Here is a 25,042-nt window from a genome sequence, read left to right as displayed (position 1 = left end):
GGTACCTATGGCACGATGCCAGGAACGGTATCCACCGCCGCGTCCGCGCGCCTCAGGGGGTGATGCCCGCATCGATCGCCATGGCGGCGCCGACAATACCCGCGGTGTTCCTCAGGTGCGCGGGGATGACCGGAGTTCGGTTGGTGAGCAACGGAATCCACTGGTCGGCGTCCCTGCTGATGCCGCCGCCCGCAACGAACACGGTCGGCCAGAAGAGGTTCTCCATCCCGATCAGCACCGTGCTGACCGCTACGGCCCACTGCTCGTAGGACAGGCCGTCGCGGTCCTTCACGGATGCCGCGGCGCGGTGCTCGCTCTCGGTGCCGCCGATCTCCAGATGGCCGAGTTCGGTGTTGGGCACCAGCGTGCCGTGCACCAGCAGTGCGGAACCGATGCCGGTGCCGAAGGTGAGCAGCAGCACGAGGCCGGCGAAATCCTTTGCCGCGCCGTAGCGGTCTTCGGCCAAGCCCGCCGCGTCCGCGTCGTTCAGAACGGTGACTTCGCGGCCGCCGAGCGCGTCGGAGAACAGTGTCCGCGCGTCGGTGCCGATCCACGATTTGTCGATGTTGGCCGCGGTCTGCGCTATGCCACCGAGTACCACCGCGGGCAGCGTGATGCCGACCGGGCCCGCCCACTCGGCTTCGGCGACCAGCTCGGCCACCGCCGCGGCGACGGCGAGGGGTGTCGCCGGATGCGGCGTCGCGATCTTGATCCGCTCGTGGATCAGGTCACCGGTGGTCAGGTCCACCGCGGCGCCCTTGACACCGCTGCCACCGATATCGATACCGAATGCGTGCCCGCGAGCGGACATGACCTACCCTCGTTTCCCTGTGCTGGCCGGTGTGATGACAGCGCCGCCGCGCAGGTCCCACAGCGCCGCACGGATGCGTTGCGGTGAGGTACCCGACGACGGCGCTGTGTCGTGCACGACAAGAGTAATGCGAGATCGATGCTGCGCGTTCCCCGAGGATCTGTGATGCGATAGGGGCGTGCCGGAAATCTCATCGTCAGTGACCGACTACAGCTCCGAATCCGTCGTCGCCATCGTCGCGCGCGGCGACGAGGCCGACCTGCGCCGCGTCGCGGTCGACCTCGCCGAGACCGCCGCCGCCCATGTCCGCGCCCGCCGCCCCGAGGTGTTCGGGCCCGCCGGCGCGTACGACGACGGCGCCGTGCAGACCAAGAGCCACGCGACCGACCCGGTGACCATCGTGGACACCGAGACCGAAGATCTGATCCGAAGACTTCTCGCCGAGCAGCGTCCCGGCGACCCGATCCTCGGCGAGGAGGGTGGCGGCAGCCTCGACGACGCGACCGCGGACACCATCCACTGGGTCGTGGATCCGATCGACGGCACCGTCAACTTCCTCTACGGCATCCCCGGCTACGCGGTCTCGGTGTCCGCGCTGCGCGGCGGGCGGCCGGTCGCGGGCGCCGTGGTGGACGTCGCGCGGGCGGCGACCTACAGCGCCGGGCTCGGGCTCGGGGCACTGTGCGTCGGCGCCGACGGCGCGGTGGAGCATCTGCGGTGCACGTCGGTCGAATCGGTCTCGATGTCGCTGGTGGCCACCGGATTCGCCTACGGCAGACAGCGCAGGACCAGGCAGGCCGAGCTGGTCGCGCAGGTGTTGCCGCACGTGCGTGACATCCGCCGCTTCGGCGCGGGCGCGCTGGACCTGTGCCATGTCGCGGCAGGCCGGGTGGACGCCTACTACGAGCACGGTCTCAACGCCTGGGACTGGGGCGCGGGGGCGCTGATCGCCGCGGAGGCGGGCGCGAAGCTGACCCTTCCGCCCGCGACGGCGCCGGGCACCGATGGTGACCTGGTGCTCGCCGCCGCGCCCGGCATCGCCGACGAACTCGGGGAGCTGCTGAACCGGGTCGGCGCTACCGAGCCGATTCCCGATCGCTGATCAGCAGCGAGCCTGCCGGGCCGCGTCGAGCAGCTCGATGTCGATCGAGGTCGAGTTGCCCGGCGCCGGGTTCTTCAGCGAACGCAGCACCTCCTCGGCGTCGTTGCTGGGCCGGATGTCCCGGAACAGGGAGCCGAGCACAAGATCGACCGTGTCGTCGCCGCGCTGATCCTCGATCAGCTCGGCGCACGGCGCGACCAACTGCACGGAGGCGGCGGCCGGACGGCCGCTTACCCCGAAGCGGATCTGGCCGGTGCATTCCAGGTCGCCGTTCACGTATACCGAATCGTTGCCATATTGGGTTCCCGGCGCGCTCGCGAAACCGAGGTCGCCGAGCTGGGCGGCGACGTGCGCGGCCTGACCGCGCTGGTTGTTCGCGTTCAGTACGCGTGCCTTGCTCGCCGCGAGCGCTGCGGGTTCCACGTCCTGCAGCCGACCCGCGCCGACCCGCTGGCCGAGCGGAACCGGCTGCGGCGCACCGGGGTCGGTGGCCGGACTCGGAGAGTTGCATGCCATCGCGGTCGTGTCGGCGTCGTGTGTCGTCAAGGCCTTGATCCAGACGATCCCGCAGATCAACGCGAGAACGCCGAGCATGATGAGCCAGGGCTGGGGGCGGCGCCGAAGGAAGGGGCGACCTTGCGGATCCGTCGCCCTGCCTTCGGTGATCAGTGAAACCACCAGCACACTCTACGAAAATGTGTTGCGGGCGGTGCACAAGGTCTCGGCGAGTTCCACGGATCGTGTCGATTGCCCCTCAGTTTCGACTCGTCTGTGTTTTGATTGCGACTTTTTCCCCAGGGTCCGCTATTGTCTGGCGGCCCAGATCGAATCACCGGCGGCGAAATCGGTGGTCGGTCGCGGGAACAAGAAGGGCATGCCCTGCGTTTACCGATCGCTATCCGGAGTGGATCCGCCCGATCCGCCCTGATAGGTGACCGGTGCACGTGTGACGTGCACCACCGGCGGGGCGGTACCGGTCGCCTCGATTTCGGCAGGAATCGGGTGTGAGCGGACCGGTCCGGGATATACGGAGTTAGGACGAGGGGAAGACGACATGGCAACCGACTATGACGCACCGAGGCGCACCGAATCCGACGATGTGTCGGAAGATTCGCTGGAGGAGCTGAAGGCTCGTCGTAACGAGGCACAGTCCGCCGTCGTGGATATCGACGAATCCGATACCGCGGAGTCGTTCGAGCTTCCCGGCGCCGACTTGTCCGAGGAAGTGCTGACGGTTCGGGTGATCCCGAAGCAGGCCGACGAGTTCACCTGCTCCAGCTGTTTCCTTGTTCATCATCGGAGCAGGCTGGCCAGCGACAAGGGCGGTCAGATGATCTGCATGGACTGCGCCGCCTGATCTCCCACGAGATCGGGCACTATCAGCCCGCGCTCGGAAGACCGAGCGCGGCAAGGACCTGTTCGGGCCGTCGCGTACTGACCAGCCAGTACGGCGTCGGGTCGTCCGGGTCGTCGAGTACGAGCAGAACCATCGGCCCGACCCAGGGGCGATGTTGTACATAGGCGGCGGGGTCGAGCTGGCGGCCTAGCGCCGCGCTTTTGGCGGTGGCGGCCACGGTGGCCGCGCGGGCCACGAAATTCACCGGCAGATGTGCGCGATCGGCGCGCAGCTCCGGTGTGCCGGCCGCATCCGGTAGCACTTCGACCCGGTGCCGGCTCAACCACAGCAGCACCCAGACCGGGACAGGAAACAACAGCGTATAAGGCAGCCAGGCGCGCAATCCGGGAGCGCCCATATGGATTTCCGCGGCGAGCAACCCTGTGATGGCAAACCCCACCGGCCACCACCACAGCGGCACCCATAGGCGCTCACGGTAGGGGTGTCCGGGCTGCTTTTTCTCGTCCATGGTCACGGGGTTGGGCTGGTCCGACACGAGTCAACACTAAGTCACGAGGGCGACCAGCCTACGCGTAGGCTCGTCCAACGTGAGCGCACTTTCACCCATACCAATGCTGCGGCTCGATCCCGGCATTCCCGTGCCCACGCGCGCCCATGACGGCGACGCGGGCGTGGACCTGTGCACCACACAAGACGTCATCCTGGAGCCGGGCGAGCGAATGCTGGTCGGCACCGGTGTGGCCGTCGCGCTACCGGTCGGCACGGTCGGGCTGATCCACCCGCGCTCGGGCCTCGCGGCGAAGACCGGGCTGTCGGTGGTGAACACCCCCGGCACGGTCGACGCGGGGTATCGGGGCGAGATCAAGGTGTGCCTGATCAATCACGACCCGCGCACGCCGATCGAACTGCGCCGAGGCGACCGGATCGCGCAGCTGCTGGTGCAGCGGGTGGAGCTGGTGGATTTCGTGGAGGTCGACTCGCTGGACGAGACGACACGGGGTGCGGATGGCCACGGCTCCAGCGGCGGTCACGCGAGCCTGATCGTGCGGACGAGTGGGGCGGGCCGGGCGACCGGCAAGGAGGCATGACGGGAATGTTCGGAAAGCGAAAGAAGTCGTCGGACCAGTACGCGGACGACCGATACGACGAGGCCGACGACTACGACGACGCCGAATACGGGCCGGCCGACGTCAACGAGTACGACTACGACGACTACGGCGACGATGCCCCGACCGACGAGCGCTCGTACGCGGGAGTGGACTTCGACGCCGACACGCCGCAAGGGCAGCCCGGCCCGTACGACTTCGAGGACGTCGCCGAGCTGCTGGAGAAGGTGTCCGAGAAGCGGCTCGACCTCGGATCGGTGCTCCTACCGGTCCCACCGGGCGGACAGCTGCAGGTCGAGATGACGCCGGATGGTCAGCCGCAGGCGGTGCACTTGGCCACCGAGCACGGCCGGATCACGGTCGCGGCCTATGCCGCGCCCAAGTCGGAGGGCCAATGGCGTCTGGTCGCCGCGGACCTCGCCGAATCGCTGCGCAAGGACGGCGCCAGGGTCTCGGTGGAGAACGGGCCGTGGGGCCGCGAGTTGCTGGCCATCACCGAGGGTGCCGACCTGCGTTTCATCGGCGTGGACGGCTACCGCTGGATGCTGCGTCTGGTCGCCGCCGGCCCCTCGGGTGCGGCGAACGACGGCAGTCCGCTGGTCAGGGCGGCGAGAGCCATCCTGAGCGAAACAGTGGTCCGGCGCGGCGAAGACCCGCTGCCGGTGCGTGAGCCGCTGCCGGTGGTGTTGCCGCAGCAGCTGTCCGAGCAATTGGCCGCGGCCCATCAGCAGCAGGTCGAGGCGCAGCAGCAGGCAATGTCGGCGCAGGCGGCCGCGGCGCAGACCGGGCCGCCCAGCGTCCTGCCCCCACGCATGCCCGAGGGACCGCGGCGCGGCGCGGACGGCTCGGCCATGCAGCAGCTCGGCTTGAACTGATCAGGCCCGAGTTCAGCCGAAGGCGCCGATTCCCACGTGTCCCAGGATCGCGGGGTCGGCGCCCAGCTCGTCCAAGGTGATCCGGTGCAGCCGCGAACGCGGCACCAGCGCCGCCCACTCCTCGGCCACCGCCGCCGGATGCACCGGGTCGTCGACGGCGGTGATCACGGCGACCGGCAGGGTGAAGGTGGCCAGCCGCTCGGCGTCCGGCCACTTGTAGTCGGCGGCCTCCTGCAGCGCCTCGGGCAGATGCGGCCATTGCGCCCGCCACGACTGGGTGAGCGCGTCAGCCAGCCACCGCGGGCTGCTGGCTCGCATTCGCTCGATCACCGCGGCCAGACCGTCGGCGCGCAGCTGCGCCGCGGTGGCAGCCGCGCTCAATGCGGCTGGACATGCGGCGGTGTCGGGTCCGGTCCACCCGGGCAGCGCCGCGACCACGCCCACGACTCGATCCGGATGCTCGGCCGCCCACTCCAGCGCGATCGCGGCGCCCAGCGAGATCCCGGCCACCAGCACCGGCCCCGAGCGGGCCGCCACGTCCAGCGCGGCCCGGCAGCTGGCGACCACGTCGCGCGGATCGGGTTCCACCGCGATCAGGTCGAGACCGCGCGCGGCGCCGGCCGGGCCGAACGCGCGCCTGGCGAAATCGGCGTCGGACCCGGTACCGGGCAGCGCTACGATGTGAGCGGGGTGTGCGGAGTCGAACATCGGTCCGAGCGTAGCGGGGGTGGCCCAGCCCATCTACAGTGGCGGTGTACGGCCCAGCCGGTCGTGAATTGGAAACCGATGATGGTGTGCGACCCACGCCATCTGCTCTATGCAGGAGAGCGTGCACAATGTCCGCAGCCTCAGGTTATTTTCGACGTCTGGGCCGCAGACTGACCGAAGACATCGATCAGTTGGATGCCGAAGAGTTGGCCGAGACATCGGAGGCATCAGGAGCTTGTCGGGCGTCGGAGTGTCGGCGCGGTGACGAGGCCACGATGCTCGGTAGGCTCCGCAGTGTCGAAGCGTGTCCCAAGTCCGCGGGCGCCAGTGTGCAGGCGGAGTTCTTCGACGGCACCGATGCCATCACCTTGGTGTGGATCGGGCGCAGGCGCATTCCCGGTATCGAGCCGGGTCGGCGCATCCTGGTCCGCGGCCGCGTGGGCGACCGCGACGGCCGCAAGGTGATCTACAACCCCTACTACGAATTGCGCGGGAACAGCTGACGTATGCCATCGAGCAACGACAACGCAGGCTCAGGCGATCACACCGGGCCGGATGCGCCCGACGGCCGTGACGAAGAACGTGCCGAGCAGACCCTCCTCGAACAACTGGGCGGATTCAGCGGCCTGATCTACTCGACGCTCCCTGTTGTGGTGTTCGTCCCCGTGAACAGTGTCGCCGGGCTGGCCGTGGCGATCTGGGCGGCCCTCGGCGTGGCCGCCGCCATCCTGGTCTGGCGCCTGGTGCGGCGTAGTCCGGTCCAACCGGCCATCTCCGGGTTCTTCGGCGTCGGGATCTGCGCCTTCATCGCGTACCGGATGGGCGAGGCCAAGGGGTTCTTCCTGTTCGGCATCTACACCAGCCTCGTCTACGCCGGGGTGTTCCTCGTCTCCATCCTGGTCCGCTGGCCGCTGGTCGGCGTGATGTGGGGCGTGCTGAACGGCCACGGCTCGGACTGGCGGTCCGACCGGAGGTTGGTGCGCTTCTACGACCTGGCCACCGCCACCTGGGTTGTGGTGTTCGGCGCCCGCTACCTGGTGCAGTCGCAGCTCTACGACACCGACCGGACCGGGTGGCTCGCGTTCGCGCGCATCGCCATGGGGTGGCCGCTGACCGCGGTGGCGCTGGCCGTCACCGTCTGGGCCGTCCGCCGCGCCGGCCATCTGCCCACCAAGACGGTGGCCGCCACCGAATCGGCCTGAACGTTAACCCTCCGCCGTCGCCCGGCGAAAACCACCGGGGTGGGGTGAGTCCCACCGCCGAGGTGGGTGGTTACCCACCCTGGGGTGCCTGGTTGCCGACCAGAGTTCGTCCGACGATCAATGCGTACCGAGAACACGCACTGATCGGCAAGGAAGGACTCGGACGTGGCTACCGAAAACATCACGGCACTGCCCGAGAACGACAACATCGCTCTGTCGGAGAGCCGCCGGGTATCGGCCGAGGTGGAAAAGCTGATCGGTCCCGCGGCCGAGGGCGACCGCCAGGCGGTCACCGAGATCGTCCGGATGGTGCACCCGCTGGTCCGCCACTACTGCCGTGCGCGCCTCGGCAACACCGCCCACCTGCAGGTCACCGTCGACGATGTCGTGCAGGAAGTCCTGCTGGCCACCGTCAACGCCATCCCGCGCTACCACGACCAGGGGAAGTCGTTCCTGGCCTTCGTCTACGGCATCGCGGCCAACAAGGTCGCCGACGCGTTCCGTCGCAAGCAGCAGCACCCCGCCTACCCGATGGCCGACGTTCCTGACTTCGCGTCCTCCGCCGCCGGACCAGAGGAATGGGCGCTGGCCTCCGAACGCAGCACGGCCACAAGGGAACTCATGAAGGTGCTGGCGCCGACACACCGCAAGGTGCTGGTCATGCGGATTGTGCTCGGCTGGTCCGCGGCACAGACCGCGGAGGCCATCGGCACCAGCCCCGGCGTGGTCCGGGTCATGCAGCACCGCGCGCTGAACAAGCTGCGCGCCGAGCTGAAGGTGGCCGCGTAACCGCCGACCGATCAGGACATCAGCCGTATCGGAGGGTTATGGCCGGATGCCGTGATTGGCGAGTTCCAACCGGAGGTCTTCCTCGGCCTCCAGCGAGGTCACGAACAACAGTTCGTCGTCGCCCTCGAACGGGTCGTCGGGCTGTGGCACGATCACCCGTCCGCCGCGCAGGATCGTCACCAGGGCGGCGTCGCGCGGCAGGGTGAGCGTGCGCACCGGCTTGCCTGCCAGCGCGGTGTCCGCGGGCAGCGTTATCTCCACCAGGTTCGCCTGGCCCTGACGCAGCGTCATCAGGCGAACCAGATCGCCCACGGACACCGCCTCCTCGACCAGCGAGGCGAGCAGCCGCGGTGTGGACACCGCGACATCGACGCCCCAGGACGCGTCGAAGAGCCACTCGTTGCGCGGGTCGTTCACCCGCGCCACCACCCGGCGCACCCCGAACTCGGTCTTGGCGAGCAGGCTGTGCACCAGGTTCGCCTTGTCGTCGCCGGTGGCCGCGATGACCACCTCGTACGTCTCCAGCCCGGCGTCCTCCAGCAGCGCGAGTTCGCAGGCGTCGGCGTGCACCCAGACGGCATCCGGGACCGCGGCGGGATCGAGGTGCTCGCGCTGACGTTCCAGCAGCATGACCCGGTGCCCGCCGCGCAGGAGCTCCCTGGCGATCGATCGCCCGACGGCGCCCGCTCCGGCGATGGCTACTTTCATATTCAGTCCTCGCTCGCTGGGGGCTTCGCCGCCAGGGCGACGGCCTCGCCCACAGAGCCGGACGCCGCGGCCACGTAGACGATGTCGTCGGCCTGGACGATGGTCTTGCTGTCGGGCAGCAGTCCCTGGCCGAATCGGATGATGAATGCCACTCTGGCCGCGATGGTCTGCTCCAGATCGCGCACGGTGCGGCCGTACCACTCCTCGTGCAGCGTCAGCTGCGTCACAGCAACTGTTCCGGTGGGATCGCGCCACGTGGTGGTGCTGGGGTCGCCGACGAGCGCCCGCAGGAACCGGTCGGTGGTCCACGGCACCGTCGCGATGGTCGGAATGCCGAGGCGCTCGTAGACGGCGGCGCGCTTGGCGTCGTAGATCCGGGCGACCACGCGCTCCACGCCGAACATCTCCCTGGCCACCCGGGCGGCGATGATGTTGGAGTTGTCGCCGGAGGAGACGGCCGCGAACGCGTCCGCACGCTCGATTCCCGCGCTGATCAGCACATCTCGATCGAAACCGACACCGGTCACCTGCTCACCGGGGAAGTCTGGGCCCAGGCGCAGGAAGGAACTGGGGTCCCGATCGATCACGGTGACGTCGTGCCCCACCCGGACCAGGGCGTAGGCCAGCGACGAACCGACGCGTCCGCAACCCATGATCACTACGTACACCGTGCAACCTCGTTCCTGGAACCATGGTGTTCGGTCTGCTCTGCTGTCCGGTCGAACCGTACCCGCCGAATGATTCCACCGGCCACGTTCCCCTTCCAACCGCCGGGCAAACCTGCAAGCCACCCGCGCGATCCACCGTCCGGGGGCCTATGCTCGCTCCAGTGTCCAAATTGACGACGGCAGCGAAACGAGTGCTGCTGGGTAGGCCTTTCCGCAGCGACTCGCTGGGCCACACCCTGCTGCCGAAGCGAATCGCGCTCCCGGTGTTCGCCTCCGATGCCATGTCCTCGGTCGCGTACGCACCCGAAGAGATCTTCCTCGTGCTGTCGGCCGCGGGCATCTCCGCCTACCTGTATGCCCCCTGGGTCGGCCTCGCGGTCGCCTTCGTCATGGCCGTGGTGGTTGCCAGCTACCGGCAGAATGTGCATGCCTACCCGTCCGGCGGCGGCGATTACGAGGTCGCCACGACGAACCTCGGTCCCAACGCGGGCTTGACCGTCGGCAGCGCGCTGCTCGTGGACTACGTGCTCACCGTCGCGGTGTCGATCTCCTCGGCCGCGTCCAACATCGGCTCGGCCATTCCGTTCGTCGCCACACACAAGGTGTTGTTCGCGGTCGTGGCGATCGCGACGCTCACCGCGATCAACCTGCGCGGGGTGCGCGAATCGGGCTCCGCTTTCGCCGTCCCCACCTACGCGTTCATCATCGGCATGTTCGTCATGCTCGGCTGGGGGCTGTTCCGGATCTTCGTGCTCGGCGAGGAGTTGCGGGCAGAATCGGCCGGATTCGGGTTGGACGCCGAGGACGAGCACCTGTACGGACTCGCGTTCGCCTTTCTCATCGCGCGGTCGTTCTCTTCCGGCTGTGCCGCGCTGACCGGTGTGGAGGCGATCAGCAACGGCGTGCCCGCGTTCCGCAAGCCCAAGTCGCGCAACGCCGCGACCACGCTGCTGATGCTCGGGACCATCGCGATCGTCCTGCTGATGGGCATTATCATCCTGGCTCAGAAGATCGAAATCGTCTACGCGCACAACACTTCTGATTTGATCGGCGCGCCGGCGGACTATCATCAGAAGACGCTGATCGCTCAGCTTGCCGAGACTGTGTTCGACGGCTTCCCGATCGGGTTCTTCTTCATTACGATCGTGACCGCGCTCATCCTCGTGCTTGCCGCCAACACCGCGTTCAACGGTTTCCCTGTGCTCGGCTCGATCCTGGCGCAGGACCGTTACCTGCCCCGGCAGCTACACACCAGGGGCGACCGGCTGGCGTTCAGCAACGGTATCCTTTTCCTCGCCGGTGCGGCCATCGCGTTCGTGGTGCTCTTCGGCGCCGAGGTGTCCAAGCTGATCCAGCTGTACATCGTCGGCGTATTCGTCTCGTTCGTGCTCAGCCAGACCGGGATGCTGCGGCACTGGACACGGCTGCTGCGCACCGAGACCGATCCGGGACAGCGGTCGCGGATGATGCGGTCCAGGGTGATCAACGCGGTGGGTCTCACCGCGACCGGCACGGTGCTGGTCATCGTGCTGATCACCAAATTCTTCGCGGGCGCCTACATCGCCATCTGCACCATGGTCGCGATCTTCATCGTGATGAAATTGATTCGCAGGCACTATGATTCGGTCGCGCGCGAGCTGGATGAACACGACTGGGACGGCGTGCTACCCAGCCGCTCCCACTCCATTGTGCTGGTGTCGCGGCTGCACCTGCCCACCCGCCGCGCGCTGGCCTACGCTCGCGCCACCCGCCCCGACACGCTCGAGGCAGTGACGGTGAACGTCGACGAGGCCGACACCAGGGCGCTGGTGCGTGAGTGGGAGCAGAGCGATATCACGGTGCCGCTCAAGGTCATCGAGTCGCCCTACCGCGAGATCACCAAACCCGTCCTCGATTACGTCAAGCGTGTGCGCAAGGATTCTCCGCGCGACGTCGTGACCGTGTTCATCCCCGAGTACGTGGTCGGCCACTGGTGGGAGCAGGTGCTGCACAATCAGAGCGCACTGCGGTTGAAGGGCAGGCTGCTGTTCGAGCCCGGCGTGATGGTGACCAGCGTCCCTTGGCAGCTGAGTTCGTCCACCCGGGCGAAGACGCCGGGCGTGGTCAATGCCGCGGGCGCGGTGCGGCGCGGGTACGAGGACCGGACATGACATTCGTGGGTGGTCCGGGATGAGCGGCTGGCTGGGAAGCACCTGCGAGGTGCGGCTCGGGCCGCCTGGGCACGGCGGCTTCTGCGTCGCACGGCACGAGGGACGTGTGGTGTTCGTCCGGCACGGTCTGCCCGGGGAGCTGGTGCGCGCGCGGGTTACCGAGGATCGGGGCGGCTCATTCTGCCGGGCCGACACCGTCGAGGTGCTCGAGGCGTCAACGGATCGGGTTCCGGCTACCTGCCCGGTGTCCGGCCCCGGTGGCGCGGGGTGCTGTGATTTCTCCTTCGCCACGCCGACAGCGCAGCGCGCGCTGAAGGCCGCCGTGGTCGCTGAGCAGCTCCGGCGGCTGGCCGGGATCGACCGTGAGGTGCTGGTCGAGCCGATCACCGGTTCCGGCGACGCGACCGGGGGGTGGCGCACGCGTGTGCGGCTGGCGGTCGACGAGCAGGGGCGTGCCGGTGTGCACCGGTACCGCAGCACGGAGGTGATTGCGGATCTGCGTTGCCCGCAACCGATTTCGGGGGCGCTGGACGGCGTCGCGGATCGGCTGTGGACGCCGGGCGGGGATCTGGTGATCGCGGTGGACGGAGACGGGATTCGACACATCGTCGAGCTGGCGCCCGCTCCGGATGCCGAGCGCGGCGGCCGCGGCGGCGATCGGCGCGGGCCCGGCGGGAGTGGGCCTCGGTCGGATTCCGGCAGTGGGGAAGCTCGCCATCCGCTCGGGGGCAACAACCGTTACGGAGGCAGGCACGGCGGCCGCGGTCGGCGCGGTGCCGAACGAGACGGCCGTGATCAGCGAACCGGCGGACGACGCGGCTCGGGTGGTCGCGGCGGCGATCGGCGGGGAAGCGAGTGGACCGCAGCGGATTCCACGCGGCGCGACGAGCGGCGAAACGCGGCTGCGCGGCGGGCCGCCACCCACGCGGCCCGCGACGAGTGGGTGTTCGCGGGAAGCGGGCGGGCGGTGGAGTATGTGGCAGGCCGTCGGTGGGAGGTCGGTGCGACGGGCTTCTGGCAGGCGCATCGGAGTGCGGCACAATGCTATTCGGACCTGGTGGCCGAGTGGTCGAGCCTGTCGCCCGGTGGGCGTGCCTGGGATCTCTACAGTGGCGCAGGTGTTTTCGCCGCGCGGCTGGCCGAGCAGGTCGGCCGGACCGGTGCGGTGCTCGCGGTGGAATCCGCCCGGCCCGCCGTCGCGGACGCGGCCGCCGCACTGCGTGATCTTTCGTGGCTGGAACTGCGTGCGCAGCGCGTGGAGCGCTGGGTGGTCGAGCACGTGGACGCGGCGGCGGCGGATGTCGTGGTGCTCGACCCGCCGCGCGCCGGTGCGGGCAAGGAAGTGGTGGGCGCGGTCACCGCGAGCGGGCCGACTCGAATCATCCACGTCGGGTGCGACCCCGCGGCGTTCGCCCGCGATCTAGGCCTGTACCGAGCAGCGGGCTACCAGCTCGCGGACCTGCGCGCATTCGACGCGTTCCCGGCGACGCACCACGTCGAATGCCTTGCGCTGCTGGAGCGTTGAGCAGTCAGTCCTCGTACACAGGCGGACGGCGATCGCGGCGGGCGCGGATGGCCTCGTCGAAATTACCGGTGGTCAAGCGGACGTAGAGCTGGGCCATGCCCTCGTGCTGCATGTGGGATTCGAAACTGCCCGCCTCCATGCCGCTCCACAGCATGCGTTTGGTGAGTTCGGTGCCGACCCGGCTGAAGCCGATGATCTGCTCGGCCAGGTCGTAGCAGGTGTCCAGGAGTTTTGCCGCGGGCACCGTACGGGTGACCAGACCGATCCGTTCGGCTTCGGTCGCGTCGACGTCGCGGCCGGACAACATGATCTCGAACGCGCGGGACGCGCCGATGGCGCGGGGCAACAGGTAGCTGATGCCGAGCTCGGCGGAGGTGAGTCCATTGTTGATGCCCGCGGCGCGGAAGTACGCGTCCTCGGCGGCGATCCGGATGTCGGCGCCGACTGCCAGGCAGAAGCCGCCGCCGATGGCCGCGCCGTTGATCGCGCCGATCACCGGCTGGTGCATGCGCCGCAGCGTGATCATCACGTCATTGAGCAGATCCATCGAGCGGCGCGCGACGTTGGTGACGGTCAGCCCGTCGATGTTCGGCACCTTCCCGGCGCCCTGCAGGTCGGCCCCCGAGCAGAACCCGTGTCCCGCGCCAGTGAGCACGATGACGCGCACGTTGTTGTCGGCGCTGGCCTCCTCGAGCGCCTCGCGCAGCGGAATCATCACGTCGAACGCCATCGCGTTCATCCGTTCGGGCCGATTGAGCGTCACCAAGGCGACGTGTGGCCGCGGTGTGTCGACGAGAACGAACGACATACGACCTCCCGATCGGTGGCGACCTCAATATAGGCACCACGGGCTCGGCGACGCGGCGAATTCGAGCGCGGGACGCACGCTCCGCCCCGTGACCCGACGCTCCGCCCCGTGCTGGCAGCCCGGGGCGGTTGCCGGTTCCGGGTCCCCGGCCGCGGCTGTCCGGATGGCGAACTACACGTCGGCGCAGAAGCCGACTTCCGTCCCGCAAGGCACACCCGGCCTTCGTTGTCGACATCGACGCAGTCGCCGCAGCGGTGTCGGCCGCGGGATACCCGGTCACGTGGGCTGATCCCGCCGAGATTCTGGGTCGGCGACGGTTCCACCCCCACGATCCGGTGGGCAACCAGCTGGCGTTCTCGGCCGAGGGAACGACGGCTGCCGCCTCGGACCACCGTCAGTCGGCTGATGAGCTCGGGCAACGGTCGACGTGCTCGCCGAGAAGGCGGGCGCGCAGGCCGCGGAGCGCGGGTCCCGGTCGGCAAGGGCGCTGCGGCGACCCGCCGTGCCGCGTCAATCCAGCTGCCAGGTGACGCGGATTCCCGCGGAGATCTCGCTTTCGCCCAGTTCGACCTTGACGGGGGAGGCGCCGTAGGCGTTCATCGGGGCGGACAAGGCCGCCATGCGGGGGACGGCTGGGGGCGCGGAGGAGGTGTTCTCGGTGATTTCGAGGACTTTGCCGAGAGAGCCTTGCGCGTGGTTCGCGTATTGCTCGCCCTTGGCGACGGCGTTCTCCCATGCGGCGTCGCGCGCCTGGGCGAGCAGCGACTCTTGGTCGGCGAAGGTGAGGGTGAGGCCGCCGAGACGGACGTCGTCACCGCCCACGTCGACGCAGTTGGCGATGATCACGGCGGGGCCGGGATCGGCGTTCCCCCCGATGTCGCGCAGGGCAATGGTCAGCGATGTGCTGGCGAGGTACCCGGTGATGCGATTGCCCTGGCCTTCGGTCCACACCGTTTCGGTGTGCACCGACAGTCCGCTGGTGGCGATGTCGGCGCCTACGACGCCATCGGACCGCAGCGACTGCGCGACCGCCGCCAGGCGCGCACCGGCCTGGCTGTAGGCGAGCGCGACTTTGCTCGCCCGCGATTCGATGGAGATCGTCACCCGCATCAGGTCCGGGGTGGCGCGGGCGGTGCCGTGCCCGAAGGTCGTGACGGTGCCTGCGCGTGAATCGGACTTTTTGCTCACGAATTCCTCCTCGATGGTCGTTCCGAACTGCTCAACGGGCCGTGGTGTCGTGATCGATGAATACCCGCCCACGCGGATCGTTCGGATCGAGGCTGGAGGCCAGGTGCCGGAGCTTCGCATCGGGATCGGCCGACGCTACCCGCACGCCGACCGAGGACAGCTCGCGCCGGCTGTACGCGGTGGCCATGCACAGGCCGAATGAATCGGGTTGCACCGCAGCCAGTTCCGGGGAGGAGGTCGTCCGGCGCACCGGAGTCGTCGCCGCGGGGCGGCTGGTGTACGTGCTCGACGATCCGCGCCACGACGCCGGGTTCGATTGTCCGCGAGACCACTTGCTCAGGCTGGGCCACGCTGCCACTCTAGGCCGGGTACCGTATGTCGAGGCTCACATTTCGGCGCGATGTCGGCTGGTGGTGACCGTTCTCGTGCGAGGGCACCTGCCGCCGCTCCGTAGACTGATCCGATCAGATGCGCTATCCGGAGGGAGCGAGTTCAGGTGGGAGTGCTTTCCCGGGTCGACACGCCCGAAGATCTGCGTCGGCTGACCGTGCCGCAGTTGCGCGAGCTGGCGGAGGAGATCCGTGAGTTCCTGGTGCGCAAGGTCGCCGCGACCGGTGGGCACCTCGGCCCCAATCTCGGTGTGGTCGAACTCACGATCGCCCTGCATCGGATCTTCGACTCGCCGGCCGACCCGGTGATCTTCGACACCGGGCATCAGGCCTACGTGCACAAGATCTTGACCGGCCGCAAGTCTCAATTCGAGTCGCTGCGCAAGCAGGGCGGTCTGTCCGGCTACCCGAGCCGGGCGGAGAGCGCGCACGACTGGGTCGAGTCCTCGCACGCGTCGGCGGCGCTGTCCTACGCGGACGGCTTGGCGAAGGCGTTCGCGCTGAGCGGGCAGGACCGGCATGTGGTCGCGATCGTCGGTGACGGTGCGCTCACCGGTGGCATGTGCTGGGAGGCGCTGAACAATATCGCCGCCGCCCCGGACCGGCCGGTAGTCATCGTGGTCAACGACAATGGCCGCTCCTACGCGCCCACCATCGGCGGTTTGGCCGACCGGCTGACCGCGTTGCGCACGCAGCCCGTCTACGAGCACGCGCTGGACGCGGGCAAGCGCATCCTGAAAAGCATCCCCCGTGTCGGCGAGTCCGCGTACTCGATGGTGCATGCGGTGAAAGCCGGGATAAAGGACGCGGTCAGCCCGCAGGAGCTGTTCAGTGACCTGGGTCTCAAGTACGTCGGACCGGTGGACGGCCACGACATCGCCGCCATGGAGGCGGCGCTGCGCCGGGCCAAGGACTTCGGTGGACCGGTCGTGGTGCACGCGGTGACGCAGAAGGGCCGCGGCTACGCCCCTGCGGAGAACCACGTGGCCGACCAGATGCACGCGTGCGACCCGATCGATCCGCTGACCGGCGTTCCGGTCGGTGGCGCGAAGGCGCTCGGCTGGACCTCGGTATTCTCCGAGGAGCTGATCGCGCACGCCGAGCGCCGCGACGACATCGTCGCCATCACCGCCGCGATGCCGGGGCCGACCGGGCTGGCGGCATTCGGCGAGCGGTTCCCGGAGCGGATGTTCGACGTCGGCATCGCCGAACAGCACGCCATGGCTTCGGCGGCAGGTCTCGCACTCGGCGGCATGCATCCGGTGGTCGCGATCTACTCGACGTTCCTCAACCGCGCCTTCGACCAGCTGCTGATGGACGTGGCGCTGCTGAAGCAGCCTGTGACCGTGGTGCTGGACCGCGCGGGCATCACCGGCTCCGACGGAGCAAGCCACAACGGTATGTGGGATCTGTCGGTGCTCGGCATCATCCCCGGGATCCGGGTGGCCGCGCCGCGGGACGCCGCGACGCTGCGCGAGGAGCTGGCCGAGGCGCTGGCCGTGCACGACGGGCCGACCGCGCTGCGGTTCCCGAAGGGCAGTGTCGCCGAGGACATCTCGGCCGTCGAGCGGCTGGACGGGGTGGATGTGCTCCGGATGGCCGAGCCGGAGGGCGGCTCCGTCCAAGCGGTGCACGGCGATGCATTGCTCGTCGCGGTGGGCTCGTTCGCGTCGGTGGCGCTGGAGGCGGCCAATCTGCTGGAGGCCGAAGGGGTTTCGGTCACCGTCATCGACCCGCGCTGGGTGCTGCCGGTGTCCGACACCCTGGTGAAGCTCGCCGAGAACTACCGGCTCGTGGTGACGCTGGAGGACGGCGGCTTGCACGGTGGGATCGGCTCGACGGTGTCGGCCCACCTCCGCAACTCCGGGCTGGACATCCCGACCCGCGATCTCGGTGTGCCGCAACAGTTCCTGGACCAGGCGTCGCGCGGCGAAGTGCTCGCGGAACTCGGGTTGAACGCCCCCGACGTCGCCCGCCGGATCGGTGGGTGGCTGGCCGCTCGCTGACACCGCCTGGTCACCGAATCCGCGCGCGTCGCTCGGGTTGAGGTCGCCGTGTTCTGAGTCAGTCGACGGGCAGCAACGCGACCGTCAACACCGGCACCGCCAGCTCGCGCTGCCAAGGCCGGGCGCCACCGGCCTTCAGGAACCCGTCGACGGCCGCGGAGAGTTCGGCGGGAAGGGCCCGGTTGTAGTCGGGCAGCCCGTCCCAGCACAGGCGACGGACCAGATCCGGTGCGAGCAGGTTCTCCACCGGAATCGCGTGCTCGGTCGACAGGTCACCCATCGCGGTCCGCGCCCCGGTCAGGCGGGCGGCGGCGGACGGGTCGCGCCGCTCCCAGCGGTTCACCGGCGGCGGACCGTCGAACGGCTGGGTCAGCGGTGGCAGCTCGCTGTCCGGCAGGGTACGGCCGCGCTCCACCGCGGCGAGCCATTCACGGGAGTACCGGCGCTGGCGCGGTCCGCCGAACACCGGAAGCGCGCGGAGCTGAGCGATCGACTTCGGTTCCGCGGTCGCCGCGGCGATGATCGCGGCATCCGGGAGGATGCGCGCGGGCGCCACGTCCCGGGCGCGGGCCAGCGCGTCGCGGGTGGCCCACAGCTCGCACACCACCGCGAGCTGCCTGTTCCGGCGCAGTGTGTGGATGCCGGAGGTGCGCCGCCAGCGCTCGGCTTTCGGCGCGGGCGGCTCCATCGTGCGGACGTGCTCGAATTCCTGTGCCGCCCAATCGGATTTGCCCTGTGCCGCCAAGTCGGCGGCCACCACGTCGCGTAGCTCCAGGAGCAACTCGACATCGAGGGCGGCGTAGTTCAGCCAGTCGTCCGGCAGCGGCCGGGTGGACCAGTCGGCCGCACCATGGCCCTTGCGCAGCGCCCGGCCGAGCAGGCGCTCCACCATCGCGGCGAGCCCCACGCGTTCCAAACCGGCCAGTCGGCCGCCCAATTCGGTGTCGAACAGCCGCGCCGGGCGTAACCCGAGTTCGGCGAGGCCGGGCAGGTCCTGGTCCGCCGAATGCAACACCCACTCCAGCTCGTTGATCGCCTCGGCCAGCGGAGCCAGCTCGCCGGTGACCGGAATCGGATCTATCAGGAACGTGCCCGCGCCCGCCCGGCGCAATTGGATCAGATACGCGCGCGCCGAATAGCGGAAGCCGGAGGCGCGCTCGGCGTCCACGGCCAGCGGGCCGGTGCCTGCGGCGAGGCGGGCGGCGGCCGCGGCGATGTCGGCGGCGGTGTCCAGTACCGGTGGCACGCCCTCCGCAGGCGCGAGCAGGGGTGTCGCGGCCGAGGGTTCGGTTTCGTCTGGTACGGACATGGTGTTGCACTTTACGTGCCGTCGCGCAGGCGCCGCCGTCCTATCGGGCATCCGTGTGTCGATTGGTCGCCCTCGGTGCACCTGGTCAACCGTGGGACGGCGGCTCGGCGCTGGTCATATCTCGGCGTCGGCGCACTCACCCCTGGTCGCCGGGCATGCCCGGCCGCATCTGGGTGATCCCGGCGGGCGGCAGCCCCGCAGCGTAGGCCAGCACCTCGCAGAAGGCTTCCACATGCGGGCGCATGTCGGTGGTGACCGCGGTCCACGAGGCGCGTAGCTCCAGCTGGTGCGCGCGCGGCGGACCGGCGATGTCGCCGTAGCGCACCGAGCTGGTCGAGGTCACGGTGCCGCCCAGCGCGGTGAACGGCTCGGCCCGCGACTCCAGCGCGTCCACCAGCCAGCTCCACGCGACCTCGGGCAATAGCGGGTCGGTGGCCAGCGCGGCATCGATGTCGGCCTGGATGTAGACGACCAGCCGCAGGGTGCCGTGCCACGTGTCGTCGCCGTCCGGGTCGTGCAGCAGGATCAACCTGCCGAACGCGTCGCCCTCGGAATCAATCGGTACCACACCGGTTTCCGGGTGTTTGACCTCGGCGCCTACCGCGTAGGAATACGGCGCGAGTCGTTGCGGCGGCCGGATGGGCGCGAGCTCGATCCGGGGGTGCACGGTAGCGGTGCCCATCGCATCGACCGCGGCGCGAAACTGAGCTGGCTCGCCATGGGGTCCCTCGGTCGGTGCGGCGCCGTCGCGGAAGTCGAGCGGTGTCACGAAAAGTGACGGTAGACCTTGTGCACCCGGCGCAGTCGGAGGCGCGCCGCTGTACTCATTGCGGCGTCCGCGGGGCCCTTCGTGGTTACACACACTGACGCCTCCGGGTCCGTCGCTTCCGCCGGGCCTGCTTACGATAGCCGTGATGAGCACTCATACCCGCCGCCGGTTGACCGATGCCCCGTTCCTGGCCGCCGCCACCGGCGCGCCGCCGAGCAGGCGTCCGGTGTGGTTCATGCGCCAGGCCGGACGCTCCCTACCCGAGTACCGCGAACTGCGCGCGGGCATCGGGATGCTCGAATCGTGCTTCGATCCGGAGCTGGTGTGCGAGATCACCTTGCAGCCGATCCGCAGGCACAACGTCGATGCGGCGATCCTGTTCTCCGACATCGTCGTTCCGCTCAAGGCGGCCGGCATCGACCTGGACATCGTGCCAGGTGTCGGGCCGGTGATCGCGTCGCCGGTGCGGACCGTCGGTGACGTGCACGCGCTGCCGCGGCTGCGGCCCGAGGAGGTCGGCGCGGTGACCGACGGCGTGCGACTGTTGATCGACGCGCTGGACGAGACGCCGCTGATCGGGTTCGCCGGCGCGCCGTTCACACTGGCCTCGTACCTGGTCGAGGGCGGGCCGAGCAAGAACCACGAGCGCACCAAGGCGCTGATGCACGCCGACCCGCGGACCTGGCACACGCTGCTCGGGGTGCTCACCGACATCACCATCGCTTTCCTCCAGGCCCAGCTGTCCGCGGGTGTCGACGCGGTGCAGCTGTTCGACTCCTGGGCGGGCGCGCTCTCGCTCGCCGACTACCGCAGCTTTGTGCTTCCGCACTCCGAGCGGGTGTTCGCCGAGATCGCTGACGCGGGCGTGCCGCGCATCCACTTCGGCGTCGGCACCGGAGAGCTGCTCGGCGCAATGGGAGAAGCGGGGGCAGACGTGGTCGGTGTCGACTGGCGGGTGCCGCTGACCGCTGCCGTCCGCCGCGTCGGACCAGGAAAAGCGTTGCAGGGCAACCTCGATCCGGCCGTGCTGTTCGCCGGGTCGGCGGTGATCGAGGCGGAGGCGCGCCGCATCGCCCGCGAGGCGGACGAGGCGATCACGCTCGGTGCCGCCGGGCACATCTTCAACCTGGGCCACGGCGTACTCCCGGACACCGACCCCGGCGTGCTGACCGCGCTGGTGGAGCTCGTCCACGAACTGTGAGGCTCAGGCAAGCGCCGTGCCGGCGGGTAAGGGTGGCGACACAGGCGCGATGAGCGGCGATCGCAGGGCACGTTACGGTCGAAGTATGCGTGTAGCGGTGGTCGGCGGAGGGATCAGTGGGCTGGTGGCCGCGTATCGGCTCCGGACGCTCCTCGGGCCGGAAGCCGACGTGCTCGTGCTCGACCGGGCCGAACGGGTCGGCGGAATCCTCTACACCGGTGAATTGGCCGGCGAGCCACTGGATCTCGGAGCCGAGGCGTTCGTCGGGCGGCGGCCGGAGGTGCCCGCACTGCTGCGTGAGCTCGAGCTCGAGTCGCAGCTGGTGACGCCCGCGGGCCTGCGGCCGCTGGTGTGGTCGGCCGGTGCCGCGCATCCGCTGCCGGTGGGCACGCTGATGGGTATCCCGGCGACCGCCGAGTCGATGCGAGGGCTGGTGGACACCGCGACGCTAGACCGGGTCGCCTCCGAGCCCGGCAGGCCGCTGACCTGGGAATCCGGCTCCGACACCGACGTATACGGCCTGGTCGCCGACCGATTCGGCGCGCAGGTCGCCGAGCGCAGCGTGGATCCGCTGCTCGGCGGCGTGTACGCGGGCAGCTCGCGCTCTATCGGTGTCCGCGCCGCGCTGCCCGCGCTGGCCGCGGCCCTGGACAGCGGCGCGGCCAGCCTCACCGCTGCCGTCGGCGCCGCGCTGCCGCCGCCTTCGAATGCGCCGGTCTTCGGCGGAATCCGCGACGGCTACCGAGTGCTCCTGGACGCGCTCGCCGCCCGCTCGGGTGCGAAATTCGTTACCGCGACACCGGGCACCCGCCTGGCGAGAGGGCTGCGCGGCTGGGTGGTCGACCCGATCGGGGCCGTCGACGCGGTGGTGCTCGCCACCCCCGCGCCCGTGACCGGTCGGCTGCTGGGCGCCGTCGCCCCTGCCGCCGCGACGGAACTGGCGGGCATCGAACTGTCCTCGTCGGTGGTGGTCGCTCTCGCGCTGCCACGAGACACCATGTTGCCGCGGAACTCCGGCATCCTGGTGGCCACTGGAGAACCGTTGCGCGCCAAGGCCTTCACCCTCTCCAGCCGCAAGTGGACCCACCTCGGTCAACGCGAAACCGCCCTCGTCCGAGCTTCTTTCGGCAAATTCGGGGACGATTCGACGCTGTCGTGGTCCGACGCCGAGCTGGTCGCCGCCGCCGCCGAAGACCTGGCCACTGTCACCGGGGTCGCCATCGAGCCCCGCTCGGCGGTCGTTCAGCGCTGGCCCGGTGGCCTGGCCCAGTACGCACCCGGCCACACCGCCCGCATCGCGGCCGTCGAAGCCGAGATCGGCTCCCTGGCCGGCCTCGCCGTCGCGGGTGCGTATCTGCACGGCGTCGGCGTGCCCGCGTGCGTCGCCTCCGGCACTGCCGCCGCGCATCGGATCGCGGCGGGAGTAGAAGCGTCCACCGCGGGCTGAACCGGGTCCAAGCCGTTCCGCCTCCCGCGCGACCGAGCCGTTCTGCCCGGGTGCGTATCGGCCGTCACCGAAATCTGTTATCGGCCAAAGACTTCCGCGGTGCGGCATGGCCGCGTCGATTTCGTGGTACGTACCCTGCCCGGAGACGCCGACATCTACGCCTGCGAGCCGACCGGGTGCTTGGACGAGAGCCGGGCATAGCGGAACGTTCGATGACCGGAGGTGGCATATCGAGCAGTTCATGCCCGGGAAGCCGGGCTTCTGTGGTCGGGTGGAAAGATGGCGCTATGGCGCGACTCGACTATCAAGCCCTGAACTCCACCATCCGTTACCTGATGTTCTCGGTATTCCAGGTACAGCCCGGAGTGCTGGGCGAGGAGCGGGACGCTGCGACCAAGGAGGCCCGGGCGTTCTTCGACGGACTCGCCGACCGCGGCGTCGTGGTGCGCGGCATCTACGACGTGGCGGGCGTTCGCGCCGACGCCGACTTCATGATCTGGTCGCACGCCGAACGCGTCGAGGACCTGCAGTCCGCTTACTCGGATTTCCGCCGCACCACCGAGCTGGGTCGCGCCAGCGTGCCCGTGTGGAGCAACGTGGCGCTGCACCGGCCCGCCGAATTCAACAAGAGCCACATCCCGGCGTTCCTCGCCGGTGAGGAGCCGGGCAACTACATCTGCGTCTATCCGTTCGTCCGCTCCTACGAGTGGTACCTGCTGCCCGACGACGAGCGACGCAAGATGCTCGCCGACCACGGCAAGGCCGCGCGCGGCTACCCGGACGTGCGGGCCAACACGGTCAGCTCGTTCGCACTGGGAGACTACGAATGGATCCTCGCCTTCGAGGCGCCGGAACTGCACCGGATCGTCGATCTGATGCGCGATCTGCGGGCGACCGAGGCCCGGCGGCACGTGCGCGAGGAGGTACCGTTCTTCACGGGCCCGTGGGTGCAGATCGAGAAGCTGATCGCTGCCCTGCCTTGAGCAGGTCGGGTCCCTGGACGGGGGCCGCGCAATCGGGGCGTAGGGACGTGGCCCGTGGCTACCGACCGGCACGAACGCGTCGCGCCAGTCCATGCCCCGGGTTTTTGGGGCATGCGCGTGATACGGCGAATCCGTACCCTTCCCCACAGCGCCAGGCTGTTACTCCGCTGCGCTGTCCGAGGGGTGCAGCCGCAGAGCTACGGAGTTGATGCAGTAGCGCTTGTCGGTGGGCGTGTTGTACCCTTCGCCCTCGAACACGTGGCCGAGGTGGCTGTGGCAGTTCCCGCACAGCACTTCGACCCGATGCGTGCCGAGCGAGTCGTCCGACCGCAGAATCACCGCAGCGGACGCCGACGGATCGAAGAAGGACGGCCAGCCGCAGTGCGAGTCGAACTTCTCGGTGCTGCGGAACAGCTCGGCGCCACAGGCCCGGCACGCGTAGACGCCTTCGGTCTTGGTGTCGGTGTACTCGCCGGTGAATGGACGCTCGGTGGCGGCCTCGCGCAGCACCGCGTATTCCTCGGGGCTCAGCTGCGACCGCCACTCCTGTGGCGTGAGCTGGATCCGCGGCGCGGGCAGCGGCGTGCCGGTTTCGGAACTCATTGCTCCACGCTAATACGCTTCTGCTCCACCGGTGCCGATCCATTGCGTGACCTGGGGGAATCAATGGCGGCGGTCTCGGAAGGTACGGAGCAGGACGCGGCAGGCGAGTCCGGCGCCCCGTCACGCGAATCCGGGGCAGAGCTCATCCAGGCGGGATCGATCCCGAACGGCAGCCGTCCTTCCCGCCGCGCGGCAAGGTAGCGGTCACTCAGCACACAGAACGCCACGATCAGCAGCAGACCCCAGCCGAAGGTGATGCGCAGGTACTCCAGGTTGCGGCCGACATTCTGCCAGCGGTCCGACAGCCACTTGTCGTAGCTCATGAACCCGAAGATGGCCAGCCATGCGGGCCAGTTGCGCAGCACCGAATTGCGCAGCACCACCGTCATCAGGAGTGGGAACAGCATCATCGAGTAGTACATCTGCCCGAGCGAGCTGAGCAGGAACGACGCGGTGAGTAGCACGCCGGACGAGGTGCAGACGAAGAACAGCTCGTCATCACGGTAGTAGCGGTACAGCAGCCATAGCGTGAGCAGGACGAGCACGCCCATCACGAGGCGCATGCCCCAGGTCAACCAGGGCGGCAGACCGTAGTACTCGCCGTTGCCGACGATCGCGCTGTTGAAGTAGTCACGGGATTCGAAAATGTAGGGGAAGGTGCGGGTGAAGAACTTGTCCGCGTCCTTCGACAGCGGCCAGGCGATCGCGGTCAGCGCGATCGGCACGCCGAGAGCGGTGACGAACACCTTCCACTGCCCGCGGACCAGCGCGATCAGCAGCAGCGGGGCCAGGGTCGGTTTCACCGCGATACTCAATCCGAGCGCCGCGCCCGCCCAGAGATCCCGCCGTTTCAAGAGCAGGAAGATGAAGGCCAGCTCCGCGAGCAGCACGCAGCCGTTGACATTGGTGAAGACCAGTGTGTTGATCACGGTCTCGGACATGAACATCGCCAGCAGCAGCGCGGGCGCGGCGACCGAGTTCAGCGTGTACCGGAACAGCCGCAGCAGCAGATACCACGCGATCAGGATCGCGATCGCGTTCAGTGCGATGAACAGCCAGCGTGACTTCTCGTAGTCGATGGCCGCGATCGGCGCGATCAGCAGGGTGCCACTCGGCGGGTACAGGTAGTGCGGGTCGACCGAGTCGAAATTCGCGGTGTAGACCGGCCGCCTGTTGAGGAAGTCCAGGGATGCCTGATAGACCGGCCGGTAGTCGTCGGTGATGAAACCATTGACAGCCTTGATGAAGACCCGGTTCAGCACGGTCATGACCGCCAGTGGCCAGAGTGCGAACTTGATCACCTCGGCGGTGGTGCGAGCCATCTGGGGCTCGAGCTGT

The 25,042-nt window shown here is 69.0% G+C and carries 26 protein-coding genes; 13 read left to right on the top strand and 13 right to left on the bottom strand.

What is annotated here, in order from left to right; translation table 11 throughout:
* Positions 1 to 52 precede the first annotated feature (52 nt).
* Complete coding sequence (ppgK, locus tag OHB12_RS13135) at positions 53 to 811, bottom strand: polyphosphate--glucose phosphotransferase (RefSeq protein ID WP_327119359.1); 759 nt, start codon at positions 809 to 811, stop codon at positions 53 to 55.
* A 199-nt stretch (positions 812 to 1,010) separates the two neighbouring features.
* Between ppgK and OHB12_RS13130 the strand changes: the two genes are divergently transcribed.
* Positions 1,011 to 1,913, top strand: a complete 903-nt coding sequence (locus tag OHB12_RS13130; RefSeq protein WP_327119357.1) for an inositol monophosphatase family protein — start codon at positions 1,011 to 1,013, stop codon at positions 1,911 to 1,913.
* Here the strand turns inward: OHB12_RS13130 and cei are convergent, their stop codons facing one another.
* Positions 1,914 to 2,591 (bottom strand): envelope integrity protein Cei, encoded by a 678-nt coding sequence (gene cei / locus OHB12_RS13125; protein ID WP_327119355.1) that lies wholly within the window; start codon positions 2,589 to 2,591, stop codon positions 1,914 to 1,916.
* A gap of 376 nt (positions 2,592 to 2,967) precedes the next feature.
* On the opposite strand from cei, the gene OHB12_RS13120 reads away from it, so the two are divergent.
* The gene (locus OHB12_RS13120) at positions 2,968 to 3,270 is read left to right on the top strand and encodes a DUF4193 domain-containing protein (RefSeq protein ID WP_014351871.1); all 303 of its coding nucleotides are present in this window, start codon (positions 2,968 to 2,970) and stop codon (positions 3,268 to 3,270) included.
* Between the two features lie 22 nt (positions 3,271 to 3,292).
* On the opposite strand, the gene OHB12_RS13115 is transcribed toward OHB12_RS13120, so the two are convergent.
* Positions 3,293 to 3,778 (bottom strand): DUF3093 domain-containing protein, encoded by a 486-nt coding sequence (locus OHB12_RS13115; RefSeq protein WP_327121064.1) that lies wholly within the window; start codon positions 3,776 to 3,778, stop codon positions 3,293 to 3,295.
* Between the two features lie 103 nt (positions 3,779 to 3,881).
* Here OHB12_RS13115 and dut point away from each other — a divergent pair, with 103 nt between their 5' ends.
* Both dut and OHB12_RS13105 read left to right on the top strand, forming a co-directional pair.
* The gene (gene dut / locus OHB12_RS13110; RefSeq protein ID WP_327121062.1) at positions 3,882 to 4,358 is read left to right on the top strand and encodes a dUTP diphosphatase; all 477 of its coding nucleotides are present in this window, start codon (positions 3,882 to 3,884) and stop codon (positions 4,356 to 4,358) included.
* Positions 4,359 to 4,363: 5 nt separating this feature from the next.
* Positions 4,364 to 5,251 (top strand): DUF3710 domain-containing protein, encoded by an 888-nt coding sequence (locus OHB12_RS13105; RefSeq protein WP_327119350.1) that lies wholly within the window; start codon positions 4,364 to 4,366, stop codon positions 5,249 to 5,251.
* Between the two features lie 12 nt (positions 5,252 to 5,263).
* Here OHB12_RS13105 and OHB12_RS13100 read toward each other — a convergent pair whose 3' ends face one another.
* Positions 5,264 to 5,992 carry an alpha/beta fold hydrolase gene (locus OHB12_RS13100; protein ID WP_327119348.1) on the bottom strand — a complete coding sequence of 243 codons (729 nt, stop codon included), beginning with the start codon at positions 5,990 to 5,992 and terminating at the stop codon, positions 5,264 to 5,266.
* Between the two features lie 95 nt (positions 5,993 to 6,087).
* Between OHB12_RS13100 and OHB12_RS13095 the strand changes: the two genes are divergently transcribed.
* The 3 genes from OHB12_RS13095 to OHB12_RS13085 all read left to right on the top strand — a co-directional run bounded on the left by OHB12_RS13095 (position 6,088) and on the right by OHB12_RS13085 (position 7,950).
* Positions 6,088 to 6,462: an OB-fold nucleic acid binding domain-containing protein gene (locus tag OHB12_RS13095; RefSeq protein WP_327119346.1), complete on the top strand. Its 375-nt coding sequence runs from the start codon at positions 6,088 to 6,090 to the stop codon at positions 6,460 to 6,462.
* A gap of 3 nt (positions 6,463 to 6,465) precedes the next feature.
* Positions 6,466 to 7,161, top strand: coding sequence for a DUF3159 domain-containing protein (locus OHB12_RS13090; RefSeq protein WP_327119344.1), 696 nt, complete (start codon positions 6,466 to 6,468; stop codon positions 7,159 to 7,161).
* A gap of 165 nt (positions 7,162 to 7,326) precedes the next feature.
* The gene (locus OHB12_RS13085) at positions 7,327 to 7,950 is read left to right on the top strand and encodes a sigma-70 family RNA polymerase sigma factor (RefSeq protein WP_327119343.1); all 624 of its coding nucleotides are present in this window, start codon (positions 7,327 to 7,329) and stop codon (positions 7,948 to 7,950) included.
* A gap of 36 nt (positions 7,951 to 7,986) precedes the next feature.
* Here OHB12_RS13085 and OHB12_RS13080 read toward each other — a convergent pair whose 3' ends face one another.
* Together OHB12_RS13080 and OHB12_RS13075 are read right to left on the bottom strand one after the other, a co-directional pair.
* Positions 7,987 to 8,658: a potassium channel family protein gene (locus OHB12_RS13080; protein ID WP_327119341.1), complete on the bottom strand. Its 672-nt coding sequence runs from the start codon at positions 8,656 to 8,658 to the stop codon at positions 7,987 to 7,989.
* Between the two features lie 2 nt (positions 8,659 to 8,660).
* A complete protein-coding gene (locus tag OHB12_RS13075) occupies positions 8,661 to 9,326 on the bottom strand; it encodes a potassium channel family protein (protein WP_327119340.1) in 666 nt (221 codons plus the stop codon).
* Positions 9,327 to 9,487: 161 nt separating this feature from the next.
* Here OHB12_RS13075 and OHB12_RS13070 point away from each other — a divergent pair, with 161 nt between their 5' ends.
* Both OHB12_RS13070 and OHB12_RS13065 read left to right on the top strand, forming a co-directional pair.
* Entirely contained in the window at positions 9,488 to 11,476 is a 1,989-nt protein-coding gene (locus tag OHB12_RS13070; RefSeq protein WP_327119338.1) for an APC family permease, read from the top strand.
* Between the two features lie 19 nt (positions 11,477 to 11,495).
* On the top strand, positions 11,496 to 13,001 hold the full coding sequence (locus OHB12_RS13065; RefSeq protein ID WP_327119336.1) for a class I SAM-dependent RNA methyltransferase: 1,506 nt from the start codon (positions 11,496 to 11,498) through the stop codon (positions 12,999 to 13,001).
* A 4-nt stretch (positions 13,002 to 13,005) separates the two neighbouring features.
* Here OHB12_RS13065 and OHB12_RS13060 read toward each other — a convergent pair whose 3' ends face one another.
* The 3 genes from OHB12_RS13060 to OHB12_RS13050 all read right to left on the bottom strand — a co-directional run bounded on the left by OHB12_RS13060 (position 13,006) and on the right by OHB12_RS13050 (position 15,247).
* Positions 13,006 to 13,809 (bottom strand): enoyl-CoA hydratase, encoded by an 804-nt coding sequence (locus OHB12_RS13060; protein WP_327119334.1) that lies wholly within the window; start codon positions 13,807 to 13,809, stop codon positions 13,006 to 13,008.
* A gap of 510 nt (positions 13,810 to 14,319) precedes the next feature.
* Complete coding sequence (locus OHB12_RS13055) at positions 14,320 to 14,997, bottom strand: SIMPL domain-containing protein (protein ID WP_327119331.1); 678 nt, start codon at positions 14,995 to 14,997, stop codon at positions 14,320 to 14,322.
* A 31-nt stretch (positions 14,998 to 15,028) separates the two neighbouring features.
* Complete coding sequence (locus OHB12_RS13050) at positions 15,029 to 15,247, bottom strand: hypothetical protein (protein WP_327119329.1); 219 nt, start codon at positions 15,245 to 15,247, stop codon at positions 15,029 to 15,031.
* Positions 15,248 to 15,493: 246 nt separating this feature from the next.
* Between OHB12_RS13050 and dxs the strand changes: the two genes are divergently transcribed.
* Positions 15,494 to 17,392: a 1-deoxy-D-xylulose-5-phosphate synthase gene (gene dxs / locus OHB12_RS13045; RefSeq protein ID WP_327119327.1), complete on the top strand. Its 1,899-nt coding sequence runs from the start codon at positions 15,494 to 15,496 to the stop codon at positions 17,390 to 17,392.
* 58 nt (positions 17,393 to 17,450) lie between these two features.
* On the opposite strand, the gene OHB12_RS13040 is transcribed toward dxs, so the two are convergent.
* Positions 17,451 to 18,701, bottom strand: coding sequence for a ribonuclease D (locus OHB12_RS13040; protein ID WP_327119325.1), 1,251 nt, complete (start codon positions 18,699 to 18,701; stop codon positions 17,451 to 17,453).
* A 136-nt stretch (positions 18,702 to 18,837) separates the two neighbouring features.
* Positions 18,838 to 19,470: a DUF3000 domain-containing protein gene (locus tag OHB12_RS13035; RefSeq protein WP_327119323.1), complete on the bottom strand. Its 633-nt coding sequence runs from the start codon at positions 19,468 to 19,470 to the stop codon at positions 18,838 to 18,840.
* A 145-nt stretch (positions 19,471 to 19,615) separates the two neighbouring features.
* Here OHB12_RS13035 and hemE point away from each other — a divergent pair, with 145 nt between their 5' ends.
* The 3 genes from hemE to hemQ all read left to right on the top strand — a co-directional run bounded on the left by hemE (position 19,616) and on the right by hemQ (position 23,101).
* Positions 19,616 to 20,671 carry a uroporphyrinogen decarboxylase gene (hemE, locus tag OHB12_RS13030; protein WP_442800029.1) on the top strand — a complete coding sequence of 352 codons (1,056 nt, stop codon included), beginning with the start codon at positions 19,616 to 19,618 and terminating at the stop codon, positions 20,669 to 20,671.
* An 85-nt stretch (positions 20,672 to 20,756) separates the two neighbouring features.
* Complete coding sequence (locus OHB12_RS13025) at positions 20,757 to 22,118, top strand: protoporphyrinogen oxidase (RefSeq protein ID WP_327119321.1); 1,362 nt, start codon at positions 20,757 to 20,759, stop codon at positions 22,116 to 22,118.
* A gap of 287 nt (positions 22,119 to 22,405) precedes the next feature.
* Positions 22,406 to 23,101 (top strand): hydrogen peroxide-dependent heme synthase, encoded by a 696-nt coding sequence (gene hemQ / locus OHB12_RS13020; RefSeq protein ID WP_327119319.1) that lies wholly within the window; start codon positions 22,406 to 22,408, stop codon positions 23,099 to 23,101.
* A 159-nt stretch (positions 23,102 to 23,260) separates the two neighbouring features.
* Here the strand turns inward: hemQ and msrB are convergent, their stop codons facing one another.
* Both msrB and OHB12_RS13010 read right to left on the bottom strand, forming a co-directional pair.
* The gene (gene msrB / locus OHB12_RS13015; protein ID WP_327119317.1) at positions 23,261 to 23,704 is read right to left on the bottom strand and encodes a peptide-methionine (R)-S-oxide reductase MsrB; all 444 of its coding nucleotides are present in this window, start codon (positions 23,702 to 23,704) and stop codon (positions 23,261 to 23,263) included.
* Positions 23,701 to 25,026 carry a glycosyltransferase family 87 protein gene (locus tag OHB12_RS13010; protein ID WP_327119315.1) on the bottom strand — a complete coding sequence of 442 codons (1,326 nt, stop codon included), beginning with the start codon at positions 25,024 to 25,026 and terminating at the stop codon, positions 23,701 to 23,703. Before OHB12_RS13010 ends, msrB begins: the two co-directional genes overlap by 4 nt.
* Positions 25,027 to 25,042: the final 16 nt, after the last annotated feature.

This window comes from Nocardia sp. NBC_01730 (assembly GCF_035920445.1).
Lineage (GTDB): Bacteria > Actinomycetota > Actinomycetes > Mycobacteriales > Mycobacteriaceae > Nocardia.
The sequence above is the reverse complement of the archived record's forward strand: the minus strand, read 5'-3'. Positions and strand labels throughout refer to the sequence as shown.